Source organism: Streptococcus sp. 3.1 (assembly GCF_016648915.1).
Taxonomy (GTDB): domain Bacteria; phylum Bacillota; class Bacilli; order Lactobacillales; family Streptococcaceae; genus Streptococcus; species Streptococcus salivarius_E.
In genome coordinates, this window is the sequence record NZ_JACLQV010000028.1 from 1 (window position 1) to 14,462 (window position 14,462).

Below are 14,462 nucleotides of genomic sequence, written 5' to 3' on the forward strand. Positions count from 1 at the left end.
TTTCTCTTCTAGACATAAAAATACCTCTTAAGTAGATTTTAGGTATTTACCTTGTCTACTTAAGAGGTATCATATCAATCAGCCCTATGGGTGCTTTTTTGTATAGATTTCTGAAAAATTGTTCAAAATCTTACTAGAGTTTTGTCTTCATCTTGAAATTCTGACAACAATGTGATATATTTATAACAGATAAGGTGTGATGTATTTATAACATGATGAAAGAAGGTGACGAAAATGAAAATGTCGAAGAACTTAAAGATAATCCTTTATATCGCTAGCGTGCTTATTGTCGTATGTTTAGTTTTATTGCTGGGGAATCACCTACCGATTCTAGCGAAAGGTGCTATTATGACGACGGCTTGGCTTCCTTCGTATTTGGTTTGTACGATGGTATCGGTCCTCTCAAAATCAACCTATCAAAAGAAAGAAAAAAACATGTTTGGGATTACTGCAAAATTATATACAGTGCTTGTACTTCTCTCGTCCTCGATCTATACTATTGGAGTTTGGCTGCTAACTCCTGGTTCTTTGATTAAGAATATAATGTTAGGAATTGGATTAAGTATTCAATTGTTATTAATGTTTTACTTCTTATTCAAGAGAATTAATGAAGAACCCGATGAACGATTTTATAGAAATATTGCAAAGTCCTCTTCCATTTTGTTTACAATAGCAATCTTTATATTATTGGGAATGGCAACCTTGATAGCTGTCTGTAAAGTTTTCGTTTTGAATGCTGGATTCCTTTATATTTTGGTGGCTTTTTTACTCTTATTATTTGCCATTACTTACTTTATCACTGAAAAAAGGGGATGAGATATGGCGAAAGAAAGTAAAATAAAGACTAACTTGAAAGAAGTAAGGGAAGCTTATGGTATGACTCAACAAGATTTAGCAGATCAAGTAGGAATACGGAGAGAAACGATTGTTCACTTGGAAAATAACCGCTACAACCCTTCGTTGGAAATGGCTTTAAAAATAGCACAAGTCTTAAATAAACAAGTGGAAGAACTATTTCGTCTGAAATAAGAGAAGTAAAACAATCCAATTGATTTGTGTATCAGTTTTTGGAAACTTGTTATTCTGAGACGAGGTATTGATAAGAAAGAGTATTTTCAAAGGAGTTATTTTTGACTACATCTTAATTAAAACGCTTTCAAAAATAAGATAATAGTTTATTTTTCAAGCATTTTAACCCAATAATAGAACTTTTTAGGCGGAAATGCTCTCAAAAACGCTAATGTTTCTCTAATTTATTCAGGTTTGAGGTCCTGTATATTATGTAGTTGTCATACAAAAACGATAAAAGTGAATGAATACATTTATTTGAAAGATAATATTGTTAGATACTTCAAACATATTATCAGTAAAGGGTTTTATACGTCTATTAAATATCTCTTGATTTTTGGCAAAAAAACTGCACATAATAATGAGTGTATATTTTACGAATTATGCTTATATATATGATTTAAATTTGTATTTAAACTTAGCAGAGGATATAACAAATTACCTAAAATAACATTAAAATTAAAAATGATTAATTATTACTATTTGGTAACACACCTCGAAAACCCTTTGTTTGTAGGAATTGTAGGATATATTAAAAATTTAAAAAAGTTTTTAAAAATTGTTGACATATCTCTAAATAGTGTTATAATCTATAGATGTCAGGGAGGTCCTGATACTAAATATATAATAATCCATTAGAGGAGAAACAATTATGAAAAAAGTATTGCTTACATCAGCTGCAGTTCTTGCAGTATTCGCTTCATCAGCAGCAGTTTTCGCTAACGACGGTAACGTTCACACTGGAAACCTTGATAACAAAACTGAAGCAACTGGTGGTGACTTCTTCACAAACAACGAAGGTGGTCTTACTCAAGCTGCTAAAGATGGTCTTAACAACGTTGATGCAGATTCAACTAAACAAAAATTTGAAGATGCTGGTGAACACATCGAACCAAAACGTGATGCTAACGGAAACATCATCAAAGACGAATTTGTAGTTACTGATAAAGCTAACGCTAACAAAGACGCTAAAGAAGAAGCTAAAGCTGTTAAAGCTGCAGAACAAAAAGCTCCAGCAGCAGCAAAAGCTGACGCTAAAGCTCTTCCAAACACAGCAGCTGTTAAATAATTAACTGCTATTGCTAAAAAGAATATCACTGGGGCTAGGGCTTCGGTGATATTTTTCTATGGATAAAGAAAAGGATTTGACATTTCATGAGTAATCATAATCGTAAATCTACTGGATCTCGCAAAAAACTGATTGCTGGGATTTCAGCCTTAGTCATTGCTGCTTTGGCTGTCTTCCTTGGCTTCCAGTTTATGTCTCCGACAGCATCGTCCTCTAATGGTGTTAAGAGTGTTTTAACGACTAAAAAAGCAAACACTTATAAAGTTTCAGATGAGGAGAAAGCCTACCTCAAAAATAAATTTGATGGTCTTGAGGCGACAAACCCTGATACTATCGCTTATGTCTATGCACCAGGGACTAAATTGGATGAGCCAGTTGTTCAAACAACCGACAATTCAACCTATTTAGATAAAACATTTGATGGAGGAAACGTTCCATATTTGGGAACGGTCTTCATGGATACAGACAATAAGAAAGATTTCAGCGATCGTTTGACATGGCTCTTCGGTCATGCTCGAGGCAGTAAGGTTGCTGATAGTCGTATGTTCAACGATGTTAACTACTATAGTGATCAGTCGTTCTTTGATAAACACAAATATGTTGTTATTGAGACGCCTCAACGTAAGTATTATTATGAAGCGCTTGCTATGGTAATTGTGCCTGAAGACACAGCTTTCTATCGTACATCATTTGAAAGCGATAAAGACTTTAAACAACAGTTGGATATCATCTATGATCAAGCAAGTGTAAAAAACAAGGATTTGAAGGTTAGTGCTTCAGATAAATACCTCGTTCTTTCGACTTGTCGTGAGGAAGATGAAACGATTCGTGCTAATCTCTACTTGCGTCAAATTCCAGACTCTGAAATGTCTGATTTTGTAGCTAAACATGGTAAAGATTTGGAATACACACCAACACGCTAATTATTAACAGAACTCTACTTCGTATGAAGTAGAGTTTTTATCTTGTCTAAGAAAACTGATGCTTTCAATCGTCATGGAATTGAGATGTAACCGTTTATTAATCTTTTTTATCATCAATGGATAAGTTTTTTTGGTACACTAGAAGTATGAAAAAGGAGAGTATTATGAAACAGAGCCAGGCTAAAAAGCGTGACAATGCGATGACTAATAAGATTTTGATGGGGTTGATTGCTCTCGTCTTAGGTTTGCTTTTTCTTGAGATTTTAATTGTTCATAGTAAGAATGAACAGCAAAAGAATGCCTCAAACCAGGTACAGACAGCACGTATCATGGCTAATGGGGACTTGCTCTATCATGACGGTCTCTATATGAGTGCCCTGCAGGCAGATGGCAGCTATGATTTCACGGAGAATTTTACTTATGTGAAGCCGTGGTTAAAGCAGGCTGATTTGGTTTTGGGTGATTTCGAGGGAACGATTAATCCTGATTATCCTTTGTCAGGCTATCCTCTGTTTAATGCTCCTCAATCAGTGACAGCAGCTATTAAGGATGCAGGTTATGATGTTATGGATTTGGCTCATAACCATATCTTGGATTCTGGTTTAGAGGGAGCTTTTACAACGGCTGATGCTTTTAAAAAAGTGGGAATTGATCCTGTTGGTGTTTACGAAAAACCGGTACGAGACAAGGCGCCACTCCTCATCAAGAATGTTAATGGGATTAAGGTTGCAATACTTTCCTATGCTTATGGTTACAATGGCCTAGAGTCGAACTTGACGGATAAAGAGGTTGCAGACCACTTATCGAATTTGGATGAAAAACGTATGAAAGCCGAGATTCAGCGTGCCGAAAAAGAAGCAGATATCACGGTTATCATGCCTCAGATGGGTGTTGAATATCGTTTGGAACCGACAGATGAACAGGTTAAACTCTATCATAAGATGATTGATTGGGGTGCTGATATTATCTTTGGAGGTCATCCTCATGTGGTAGAACCTTCTGAGGTGGTTAAAAAGGATGGACAGCAAAAACTTATTATTTACTCAATGGGGAATTTCATCTCAAACCAGCGCATAGAGACCATGGATGGTGTGGATAGTGCAGAGTGGACAGAGAGGGGTGTCTTAATGGATGTCACCCTTGAGAAAAAGAATGGTCAAACCACGATTAAGACTGCTCAAGCGCATCCGACTTGGGTTAACCGTACGCCTAAAGGAACAACTTCACCAGAGGGATACCCTTTGTATACTTACCAAACTTATATTTTAGAGGATTTCATTAAGGGTGGTAAATATAGAAATAAACTGGATGAAGAAACCAAAGAGCGTATAGATACTGCCTATAAAGAAATGAATGCCCATGTTAATTTAAAATGGAAATAAAGCTAAGATATCGCCTGAAAATGGCGATATTTTTTGTTTATCGACAAGTTACCCACAGACTTATCCACAGGTGTGGAAAAGTCTGTTGATAGTGTTGAATCTTGATTTTTCAAGGTTTTATAAGAGAGATATTATTTAGGTTGTGAACAAGTTTATCCACAAGTAGTTGAGTCAAAGAGAGGGTGTTTTTATAAACGATATTAGTTAAATTTCTCTGAAACATTCGTCTTTTTCAAGAAAAAATATGCAAATTTCATAAAAAATAGCATTTTTAATCAAAATATGCTAAAATTATACAAAATAAAATGATGGAGGCTTCTCATGAAAGCGATTATTACAGTTGTAGGTAAGGACAAATCAGGTATTGTTGCGGGTGTTGCGACTAAGGTGGCAGAACTTGGCTTGAATATTGATGATATTTCTCAAACAGTTCTTGATGAATTCTTTACCATGATGGCGGTTGTATCATCAGAAGACAAACAAGATTTTACACACCTACGTGCTGAATTGGAAGCCTTTGGTGAGTCATTGAACGTTAAAATCAACATCCAAAGTTCAGCAATTTTTGATGCTATGCACAACTTGTAAGATAGGAGTAGCTTAAAATGGATATTAAACAGGTCACAGAAACCATTGCCATGATTGAGGAACAGAATTTTGATGTTCGTACCATTACCATGGGAATCTCACTCCTAGACTGTATCGATTCAGATATCGATAAGGCAGCGGAAAAAGTATATAACAAGATTGTATCTAAGGCTAAGGATTTGGTAACTGTTGGCGACGAGATTGCGGCTGAACTTGGTATTCCGATTGTTAATAAACGTGTATCTGTTACTCCGATTTCAATCATCGGTGCGGCAACAGATGCTACAGACTATGTACCTTTTGCGAAGGCGCTTGACCGAGCAGCTAAGGAAATCGGCGTTAACTTTATTGGTGGTTTCTCTGCGCTCGTTCAAAAGGGTTACCAAAAAGGTGATGAGATTCTTATCAATTCTATTCCACGTGCGCTTGCTGAGACTGATTTTGTCTGTTCGTCTGTCAACATTGGTTCAACAAAGACTGGTATTAACATGACAGCAGTACGTGACATGGGGCGTATCATCAAAGAGGCTTCTCAGGAAGATCCAATGGGTCCAGGTAAGTTGGTTGTCTTTGCCAATGCGGTTGAAGATAATCCATTTATGGCAGGTGCCTTCCACGGTGTTGGTGAGGCTGATGTTGTAATCAATGTTGGGGTTTCAGGTCCTGGTGTTGTGCAACGTGCAGTTGAGAAAGTTCCAGGCGAAAGTTTCGATGTTTTAGCTGAAACAGTTAAGAAGACTGCCTTCAAAATCACACGTGTTGGTCAGTTGGTTGGTCAAATGGCCAGTGAACGTCTTGGTGTCGAGTTCGGTATTGTAGATTTGTCTCTTGCGCCAACACCAGCAGTTGGTGATTCAGTAGCCCGTGTCCTTGAAGCGATGGGTCTTGAAGTTGTTGGTACACATGGTACTACTGCAGCTCTAGCCCTTCTTAATGACCAAGTTAAAAAAGGTGGTATCATGGCATGTAACCAAGTTGGTGGTTTGTCAGGTGCCTTTATTCCGGTTTCTGAAGATGAGGGGATGATTGCGGCTGTTAAATCTGGTCATATCAACCTTGAAAAATTGGAAGCTATGACAGCTATCTGTTCTGTTGGTCTAGACATGATTGCTATTCCTGCTGATACGCCAGATACTACAATCGCGGCCATGATTGCTGATGAAGCGGCTATCGGTGTTATTAACCAGAAAACAACAGCTGTTCGTATTATTCCTTATGGTAAGGAAGGTGACATGCTGGAACTTGGAGGTCTTCTTGGGTATGCACCGGTAATGAAGGTAAACAAAGCTTCATCGGCTGACTTCATTGCGCGTGGTGGTCAAATCCCAGCTCCTGTTCACAGCTTTAAAAACTAAACGGATGATAAATGCTTTGCCAATTGGTAAGGCATTTTCTGATGGTCTCGCTGGCTAGATAGTCGAGGGGATTTGTGCTATAATGAATTCAAAAATGACGGAAAGAAGGGGCGCTATGAGTAAGGTTAGGTTATATATTGCGAGACATGGCAAAACGATGTTTAACACCATTGGTCGTGCACAAGGTTGGTCTGATAGCCCTTTGACCCCATTCGGTGAAGAAGGTATTCGTGAATTGGGGGTAGGTCTGAAAGCAGCAGGTATTCCTTTTAAAGCTGCATATTCTAGTGATTCAGGTCGAACGATTCAAACTATGGATATCATTTTACGTGAGACGGGTTTGGAAACTATTCCTTATAAACGTGACAAACGTATTCGTGAGTGGTGTTTTGGTAGTTTAGATGGTGGCTATGATGGTGAACTTTTCTACGGTGTGCTACCGAGAACAGATGCTTTTCAAGGTAAGGATTTGCATGAGGTAACTTATCCTGAACTTGCACAAGGCATCCTTGATGTGGATACGGCTGGTTGGGCAGAGTCTTGGGAAGTGCTCAGAAAACGTATTATAGAAGGGTTTACAGCTATTGCTGAGGATCTTGATAGGTCTGGTGGTGGTAATGCTATCGTTGTTAGTCACGGTATGACCATTGCAACCTTTGCTTGGTTAATTGATCCTTCTGTCGAGCATCCTTCATTGGACAACGGTTCGGTTACTGTTGTTGCTTATGAAAATGGTAAATTTACATTAGAAGCACTTGGCGATATGACTTATCGTCAGGTTGGGCGAGAGATAATAGAAAAAGAAAATGGTAAAAAATAACTATCCAAGTCGCCGTCAGGCGAAAAAGCAAACCAACTGGTTTTTGGTTATCAGTAGTGTCTTGATTGCAGTCCTTTTAGTTGCAGCAGGACTTTATTCAGTATTTGGTGTCAGTCGTACTGTTCAACAAACCAATGGATCGTCGGTAATAAAAAGTAGTAAGCAAGCTACCGATGCGACTCGAAGCAAGGATACAAAGGGACTACCTGATGTATCGCCTAAAGACTGGGAATTGCTTTTGGTAAATCGAGATAATAAGTCTAAAGAACTTAATCCTGAGATTGTTGATGTCGATGGTGTTTCTGTAGATGCGAGAATTGCTAAGAATGTTAAGGAGTTTTTAGCAGCTGCTCAAGAAATTGATCCAAGTTACCACTTGATATCAGGTTATCGTAGTGTTGCTTATCAGACAGAACTTTATAACAGTTATGTTCAGCAGGAAATGGCTGCTGACCCAAGTTTGACGGAGTCTCAGGCGGAGAAAAAGGTTCAAACCTATTCACAACCACCAGGAGCGAGTGAACACCAGACGGGTCTTGCGATTGATATGAGTACTGTAGATAGCTTAAATGAAGCAGATCCAGATACAGTAGCTAAAGTTAAAGAGTTAGCGCCGAAATATGGCTTTGTTCTTCGTTTTCCAGATGGTAAAACATCATCAACTGGTGTAGGTTACGAGGATTGGCATTTCCGCTATGTTGGTAAAGAGTCAGCAGAGTATATGACTGAACATAATCTTACTTTGGAGGAATATTTGGCATTATTAAAGGAGAAAGCTAAGTGAGACGACGTTTTAAACTAAAAGCCTTCATAACCTTAGTTGCTGTTTTCGCTTTAGGTATTGTCTTACCTTTGATTCTTCATGCCTCTACAGATGATAATGCTCGTTCGGTAAAGGTTGCTTACACGCAGCAAGAGTTTATTGAGACCTTAGCTCCAACAGCTCAAAAGATGTCCAAAAACTATGGTGTGCCAGCGTCAATTCTCCTTAGCCAAGCTGCATATGAGTCGAATTATGGTAGCAGTCTTTTATCTGTTAAATACCATAACATCTACAGTCTGCTAGCTCAGCCGGGTCAAGAACGTATTCGTTTAAAGGATAGTATCTACAGTAAAGGGAAATGGCAATACCAAAAGGTGGATTTTGCAGTTTTTAAGGATTGGTCAAGTTCTATGATGACTTATTTAGAAGAACTTCGCCAAGGAACGTGGGGCGAGTCGACCTATAAAGAGGTGGCAGGAACAACTAGTTATAAAGTTGCGGCAGAAAAACTACAAGCTGCGGGTTTTAGCAGTGATCCAGATTACGCCAAACACCTCATATCTATTATTGAGACCTATCATTTGTCAAAATATGATCGATAAGATTAGAGTACCTCGGAGGTGCTCTTTTTTGCTTCTCTAGGTCTTGAGATGTATTTTTAGCACTCTCTCAAAAAGAGTGCTAATTTTTTGGTTTTTTGGGTTGACATGTTCAAGTTTAGGTGTATAATAGAATCATAAGTTAGCAGTCGACGTGTTAGAGTGCTAATAAATAGAAATGAGGTGACATCGTGATTACGCAAAGGCAAAACACTATTTTGAATTTGATAGTTGAGATGTTCACTCGTACACATGAACCGGTTGGTTCTAAAGCGTTACAAGAATCAATTGATTCGAGTTCAGCGACCATTCGTAATGACATGGCCAAGCTAGAAAAAATGGGCTATCTTGAAAAAGCTCATACTTCTAGTGGGCGTATGCCAAGCCGAGCAGGTTTCCAGTATTTTGTCGCTAATTCTTTGAATCTTGATACGATTGATGAACAAGATGTTTATCAAGTGGTTAAAGCTTTTGACTTTGAAGCTTTTAAACTTGAAGATATCTTGGATGCAGCGGCAAAGCTGCTGGCAGAAATGACAGGATGCACAGCAGTGATTCAAGATGTGGAACCGACACGACAACGTCTGACTGGATTTGACATTGTTCATCTATCCAATCACGACGCTTTAGCGGTTCTTACTCTAGATGAATCTAAGCCTGTGACAGTTCAGTTTGCTATTCCAAAGAATTTCTTGTCTAGTGATTTGGAAATTCTTCATAAGCTTGTTCAAGAACGTTTTTTGGGAAACACTGTCTTAGATATCCATTACCGATTGAGAACTGAGATTCCTCAGATTGTGCAAAAGTATTTCAAGATAACAGATAATGTTCTAGATTTGTTTGATTATATCTTTTCACAACTTTTTAAGGAATTGATTTTCATCGAAGGTAAGGTTGCATCACTGACCTATGCCGACTTAAAAACCTATCAATTTTTGGACAATCCACAACATGTGGCACTTGAGCTTCGATCAGCTATCTCCGATGATGAAGTGACCAAGATTTCGGTTGCAGAATCAACTGAAGAAGCGCTTGCAAATGTCACAGTTATGAGTCATAAATTCCTGATTCCTTATCGTGGGATGGCGCTCATGCATGTGATTGGCCCAGTTGAAATGGATTATCGTCGCATGGTTAGTTTGGTCAATGTTATTAGTAGAGTTTTGGTTATGAAGTTGACGGATTATTACCGTTACCTCAATAGTAACCATTATGAAGTTAGCTAAGATATAACATTTAAAAAGTATAGAAAGAGGTGTATGCCTTGACTGAAGATATTAAAAAAGAAGAAGTGAAAGAAGAGGAAGCTACGGGGACAACTGAAGAAGTTGTAGAGGAAGTAAGCGAACCTTCTGAACTTGAAGAAGCCCAAGCGCGTGCCGAAGAATTTGAAAACAAATACCTTCGTGCCCATGCAGAAATGCAAAACATTCAGCGCCGTTCTAATGAAGAACGTCAACAATTGCAAAAGTATCGTAGCCAAGATTTGGCAAAAGCAATTTTGCCATCACTTGATAACCTTGAACGTGCTCTTGCCGTTGAGGGCTTGACTGATGATGTCAAAAAAGGTTTGGAAATGGTGCAAGAAAGTTTAGTGCATGCTCTTAAAGAGGAAGGGATTGAAGAAATTCCAGCAGATGGTGATTTCGATCATAACTTCCACATGGCTATTCAAACAATGCCTGCAGATGATGAACATCCAGCAGATACGATTGCACAAGTTTTCCAAAAAGGGTATAAACTCCACGAACGCGTCTTACGCCCAGCTATGGTAGTTGTATATAATTAATTGAAAACTTGTCCGAAATGACAGAAAACTATGAATGAAAGATAAAAAAGCAAAATAGAAATTAAGTAAAAAGGGGAAAAACATATGTCTAAAATCATTGGTATTGACTTAGGTACAACAAACTCAGCAGTAGCAGTTCTTGAAGGAACTGAATCAAAAATTATCGCAAACCCAGAAGGTAACCGCACAACTCCATCTGTTGTGTCATTCAAAAACGGTGAAATCATCGTTGGTGACGCTGCAAAACGTCAAGCAGTAACAAACCCAGATACAATCATCTCTATCAAATCTAAGATGGGTACTTCTGAAAAAGTTTCTGCAAACGGTAAAGAATACACACCACAAGAGATTTCAGCTATGATTCTTCAATACTTGAAAGGTTATGCTGAAGATTACCTTGGTGAAAAAGTAACTAAAGCAGTTATCACAGTTCCTGCTTACTTCAACGATGCACAACGTCAAGCAACAAAAGACGCTGGTAAAATCGCTGGTCTTGAAGTAGAACGTATCGTCAACGAACCAACAGCAGCAGCTCTTGCTTACGGTTTGGATAAGACTGATAAAGAAGAAAAAATCTTGGTATTCGACCTTGGTGGTGGTACATTCGACGTATCTATTCTTGAACTTGGTGACGGTGTCTTTGACGTGTTGGCAACTGCAGGGGATAACAAACTCGGTGGTGATGACTTTGACCAAAAAATCATCGACCACATGGTTGAAGAATTCAAGAAAGAAAATGGAATCGACTTGTCAACAGACAAGATGGCTCTTCAACGCTTGAAAGATGCAGCTGAAAAAGCTAAGAAAGACCTTTCTGGTGTTACTTCAACACAAATCAGCTTGCCATTCATCACTGCTGGTGAGGCTGGACCTCTTCACTTGGAAATGACATTGACTCGTGCGAAATTCGATGATTTGACTCGTGACCTTGTAGAACGTACGAAAACTCCAGTTCGTCAAGCCCTTTCAGATGCAGGTTTGAGCTTGTCAGATATTGACGAAGTTATCCTTGTCGGTGGTTCAACTCGTATCCCTGCCGTTGTAGAAGCTGTTAAAGCTGAAACTGGTAAAGAACCAAACAAATCAGTTAACCCTGATGAAGTAGTTGCCATGGGTGCTGCTATCCAAGGTGGTGTTATTACTGGTGATGTCAAAGACGTTGTCCTTCTTGATGTAACGCCATTGTCACTTGGTATCGAAACAATGGGTGGAGTGTTCACAAAACTTATTGACCGCAACACTACTATTCCAACATCTAAATCACAAGTCTTCTCAACTGCAGCAGATAACCAACCAGCCGTTGACATCCACGTTCTTCAAGGTGAACGCCCAATGGCAGCGGATAACAAGACTCTTGGACGCTTCCAATTGACTGATATCCCAGCTGCACCTCGTGGTATCCCACAAATCGAAGTTACTTTCGATATTGATAAGAACGGTATCGTATCTGTTAAAGCTAAAGACCTTGGAACTCAAAAAGAACAAACAATTGTCATCCAATCTAACTCTGGTTTGACAGACGAAGAAATTGAAAAGATGATGAAAGATGCTGAAGCAAATGCTGAAGCAGATGCAAAACGTAAAGAAGAAGTAGATCTTCGTAACGAAGTTGACCAAGCTATCTTTGCGACTGAAAAAACAATCAAAGAAACAGAAGGTAAAGGCTTCGACACAGAACGTGATGCTGCTCAATCAGCTCTTGATGACCTTAAGAAAGCTCAAGAATCAGGTAATCTTGATGACATGAAGGCTAAATTGGAAGCTCTTAACGAAAAAGCTCAAGCTCTTGCAGTTAAACTTTACGAACAAGCTGCAGCAGCACAACAAGCTCAAGCAGGAGCAGAAGGTGCACAAACAGCAGATAACTCAGGCGACGATGTCGTAGACGGAGAGTTTACTGAAAAATAAGATGCAAAGTCCGTTAAAACCTCACAGTGAAAATAGGAAGATTTCTCTTTTTCACCAAGAGGTTAGGGCGTGCTCAGTTCGGTAAGGTGTTGAGCTTAGCTAGTAAATGATAAAAAGAAATCCAGAGGTTGCAAACCAGCCTCTGTTTTTCGCTAAAATAGAGGATGTCGCTTATGAAAAAAGTACTTTGTATCATTTATCCTAATTTTTCTCTCTATGAGATAGCCTCTTTAACGAGTACTTTAGCTCTGTCTTTCGATATAACGATTGATTATGTAGCCTCAGATTATTCGATTGTGGTATCTGAGGACGGCTTGCCCTGTCAACCGACGAAAACATTGGATCAAGTACGTATAGAAGATTATTCTTGTGTCATTTTGCCAGGTATGGTAAATATAGGCCCTGCTCTACAGGATGAGAAATTGATTTCGTTTTTGAGGGGTCTTGGTGAGCAAAATATCTTAATTGCGGCCATTTCGTCAGCACCTCTTTTATTGGCAAAAGCAGGCTTGTTGAACGGCACGAAATTTACAGGTGGAATTTGGCAAAACTTCTTTGACTATTTTGAATTTCTTCCACGTGAAAATTTCCAACCTAAAGTGGTTGTACAAGATAAAAAAATCATTACAGCCATAGGCTTTGCACATCAAGAGTTTGCAAGAAAAGTGATTCTTAGTCTAGGGTTGTCAGATTATACGGACAACTATTTTAAAGAACAGAACGAGTACGCTGAAGAGGATTTGATATTTACTCTATCAGACGAAGAGTTTGATGAAGTGAAGCGAAGTATAGAAAAGACCCTCTAAAGATTTACATGAAAATTATAGAAAGGAACAAAGAGTGTTCGAGAAATTGAACACGAGCGGAAAGCTAGGAAATTAGATAAACCTCCTAAGAAATCATGATTTCTTGTCGGTTTCCTAAATTTCAGTCGCTTTCTGTTCGCTCTTAGTATCTTGTATGAACAATACCGAATATTACGATCGTCTTGGGGTATCTAAGGATGCCTCTCAAGATGAAATTAAACGTGCCTATCGTAAGATGTCTAAGAAATACCACCCAGACATTAATAAAGAACCAGGTGCGGAAGAAAAATATAAAGAGGTCCAAGAGGCCTACGAAACTTTAAGTGATGACCAAAAACGTGCAGCCTATGACCAATACGGACCAGATGGTGCGAATGGTTTTGGTGGTCAAGGAGGCTTTGGTGGCTTCGATGGTGGTGCAGGCTTTGGTGGCTTTGAGGATATCTTCTCTAGCTTTTTTGGTGGTGGTGCTACTCGTAACCCAAATGCTCCACGTCAAGGTGATGATCTTCAGTACCGTGTCAACCTAAGCTTCGAAGAGGCGATTTTTGGTGCCGAAAAAGAAGTTCACTACAATCGTGAAGCGACATGTAAGACATGTTCAGGATCTGGTGCAAAACCTGGAACAAGCCCTGTAACTTGTGGTCGCTGTCATGGTCAAGGGGTTATCAATGTTGATACGCAAACACCACTTGGTATGATGCGTCGTCAAGTAACCTGTGATGTCTGTCATGGAACAGGTCAAGAAATTAAAGAGCCATGTCAAACTTGTCACGGAACAGGACATGAAAAACAAAGCCACAAAGTATCTGTCAAGATTCCAGCAGGTGTTGAAACAGGTCAACAAATCCGTCTTGCGGGTCAAGGTGAAGCTGGTTTCAATGGTGGTCCTTATGGAGACCTCTTCGTAATCATCAATGTTAATCCAAGCGATAAGTTTACTCGTGATGGATCAACAATTTACTATACACTTAACATTTCCTTTGTCCAAGCAGCTCTTGGTGACACTGTCGAAGTACCAACAGTTCACGGAAACGTTGAGATGACCATTCCAGCAGGAACTCAAACAGGCAAAACTTTCCGTCTAAAAGGAAAGGGTGCTCCACGTCTGCGTGGAGGTTCACAAGGGGATCAACACGTTACAGTTAAAATTGTAACTCCTACGAAGCTAAACGATGCTCAAAAAGAAGCTCTCCTTGCATTTGCCAAAGCAAGTGGTGATGAAAAAATCGCACCACAGAAAAAAGGTTTCTTCAATAAAGTAAAGGATGCCTTAGAAGATTTATAAAGGAAGGACGCTGAAGGCGTCTTTTTCTTGTCTTACGAAAACCACTAGCTGTGCTAGTGGTTCCGAAAAGCTTTTAGCGATGTATCAAAAAAAGTCCCCCTAAA

15 protein-coding genes are annotated in these 14,462 nt (G+C 39.0%); all 15 read left to right on the forward strand.

The window, feature by feature from the left end:
* The first annotated feature begins 234 nt into the window (after positions 1-234).
* The 15 genes from H7U02_RS10730 (at position 235) to dnaJ (ending at position 14,358) form a co-directional block, all read left to right on the forward strand.
* Complete coding sequence (locus H7U02_RS10730; protein ID WP_201036582.1) at positions 235-816, forward strand: hypothetical protein; 582 nt, start codon at positions 235-237, stop codon at positions 814-816.
* Positions 817-819: 3 nt separating this feature from the next.
* Complete coding sequence (locus H7U02_RS10735; RefSeq protein ID WP_070654583.1) at positions 820-1,029, forward strand: helix-turn-helix transcriptional regulator; 210 nt, start codon at positions 820-822, stop codon at positions 1,027-1,029.
* 691 nt (positions 1,030-1,720) lie between these two features.
* A complete protein-coding gene (locus H7U02_RS10740) occupies positions 1,721-2,137 on the forward strand; it encodes an LPKTxAVK-anchored surface protein (RefSeq protein WP_021143454.1) in 417 nt (138 codons plus the stop codon).
* Between the two features lie 86 nt (positions 2,138-2,223).
* The gene (gene srtB, locus H7U02_RS10745) at positions 2,224-3,060 is read left to right on the forward strand and encodes a class B sortase, LPKTxAVK-specific (RefSeq protein WP_049545168.1); all 837 of its coding nucleotides are present in this window, start codon (positions 2,224-2,226) and stop codon (positions 3,058-3,060) included.
* Positions 3,061-3,224: 164 nt separating this feature from the next.
* Positions 3,225-4,442 carry a CapA family protein gene (locus H7U02_RS10750; RefSeq protein ID WP_060973120.1) on the forward strand — a complete coding sequence of 406 codons (1,218 nt, stop codon included), beginning with the start codon at positions 3,225-3,227 and terminating at the stop codon, positions 4,440-4,442.
* A gap of 321 nt (positions 4,443-4,763) precedes the next feature.
* On the forward strand, positions 4,764-5,030 hold the full coding sequence (locus tag H7U02_RS10755; protein WP_002886390.1) for an ACT domain-containing protein: 267 nt from the start codon (positions 4,764-4,766) through the stop codon (positions 5,028-5,030).
* Between the two features lie 17 nt (positions 5,031-5,047).
* Positions 5,048-6,385 carry a PFL family protein gene (locus tag H7U02_RS10760; RefSeq protein WP_037604034.1) on the forward strand — a complete coding sequence of 446 codons (1,338 nt, stop codon included), beginning with the start codon at positions 5,048-5,050 and terminating at the stop codon, positions 6,383-6,385.
* 115 nt (positions 6,386-6,500) lie between these two features.
* Entirely contained in the window at positions 6,501-7,205 is a 705-nt protein-coding gene (locus H7U02_RS10765; RefSeq protein ID WP_110981018.1) for a histidine phosphatase family protein, read from the forward strand.
* Complete coding sequence (locus H7U02_RS10770; protein WP_110981017.1) at positions 7,192-7,989, forward strand: M15 family metallopeptidase; 798 nt, start codon at positions 7,192-7,194, stop codon at positions 7,987-7,989. Before H7U02_RS10765 ends, H7U02_RS10770 begins: the two co-directional genes overlap by 14 nt.
* Positions 7,986-8,570, forward strand: a complete 585-nt coding sequence (locus tag H7U02_RS10775; protein ID WP_002889706.1) for a glycoside hydrolase family 73 protein — start codon at positions 7,986-7,988, stop codon at positions 8,568-8,570. Before H7U02_RS10770 ends, H7U02_RS10775 begins: the two co-directional genes overlap by 4 nt.
* Positions 8,571-8,758: 188 nt before the next feature.
* On the forward strand, positions 8,759-9,793 hold the full coding sequence (gene hrcA / locus H7U02_RS10780) for a heat-inducible transcriptional repressor HrcA (protein WP_110981016.1): 1,035 nt from the start codon (positions 8,759-8,761) through the stop codon (positions 9,791-9,793).
* Between the two features lie 38 nt (positions 9,794-9,831).
* A complete protein-coding gene (gene grpE, locus H7U02_RS10785) occupies positions 9,832-10,356 on the forward strand; it encodes a nucleotide exchange factor GrpE (RefSeq protein ID WP_064525640.1) in 525 nt (174 codons plus the stop codon).
* A gap of 84 nt (positions 10,357-10,440) precedes the next feature.
* Complete coding sequence (dnaK, locus tag H7U02_RS10790) at positions 10,441-12,264, forward strand: molecular chaperone DnaK (protein WP_002886397.1); 1,824 nt, start codon at positions 10,441-10,443, stop codon at positions 12,262-12,264.
* A 173-nt stretch (positions 12,265-12,437) separates the two neighbouring features.
* Positions 12,438-13,070, forward strand: coding sequence for a DJ-1/PfpI family protein (locus tag H7U02_RS10795; RefSeq protein ID WP_110981014.1), 633 nt, complete (start codon positions 12,438-12,440; stop codon positions 13,068-13,070).
* A gap of 154 nt (positions 13,071-13,224) precedes the next feature.
* Positions 13,225-14,358: a molecular chaperone DnaJ gene (gene dnaJ, locus H7U02_RS10800; RefSeq protein ID WP_002886399.1), complete on the forward strand. Its 1,134-nt coding sequence runs from the start codon at positions 13,225-13,227 to the stop codon at positions 14,356-14,358.
* The last annotated feature ends 104 nt before the right edge of the window (positions 14,359-14,462 follow it).

Bases quoted from the DNA above. Each gene is read 5' to 3' on its own strand.
- H7U02_RS10730 (WP_201036582.1), top strand. From the start codon at position 235: ATGAAAATGTCGAAGAACTTAAAGATAATCCTTTATATCGCTAGCGTG.
- H7U02_RS10735 (WP_070654583.1), top strand. From the start codon at position 820: ATGGCGAAAGAAAGTAAAATAAAGACTAACTTGAAAGAAGTAAGGGAA.
- H7U02_RS10740 (WP_021143454.1), top strand. From the start codon at position 1,721: ATGAAAAAAGTATTGCTTACATCAGCTGCAGTTCTTGCAGTATTCGCT.
- srtB (WP_049545168.1), top strand. From the start codon at position 2,224: ATGAGTAATCATAATCGTAAATCTACTGGATCTCGCAAAAAACTGATT.
- H7U02_RS10750 (WP_060973120.1), top strand. From the start codon at position 3,225: ATGAAACAGAGCCAGGCTAAAAAGCGTGACAATGCGATGACTAATAAG.
- H7U02_RS10755 (WP_002886390.1), top strand. From the start codon at position 4,764: ATGAAAGCGATTATTACAGTTGTAGGTAAGGACAAATCAGGTATTGTT.
- H7U02_RS10760 (WP_037604034.1), top strand. From the start codon at position 5,048: ATGGATATTAAACAGGTCACAGAAACCATTGCCATGATTGAGGAACAG.
- H7U02_RS10765 (WP_110981018.1), top strand. From the start codon at position 6,501: ATGAGTAAGGTTAGGTTATATATTGCGAGACATGGCAAAACGATGTTT.
- H7U02_RS10770 (WP_110981017.1), top strand. From the start codon at position 7,192: ATGGTAAAAAATAACTATCCAAGTCGCCGTCAGGCGAAAAAGCAAACC.
- dnaK (WP_002886397.1), top strand. From the start codon at position 10,441: ATGTCTAAAATCATTGGTATTGACTTAGGTACAACAAACTCAGCAGTA.
- H7U02_RS10795 (WP_110981014.1), top strand. From the start codon at position 12,438: ATGAAAAAAGTACTTTGTATCATTTATCCTAATTTTTCTCTCTATGAG.
- dnaJ (WP_002886399.1), top strand. From the start codon at position 13,225: ATGAACAATACCGAATATTACGATCGTCTTGGGGTATCTAAGGATGCC.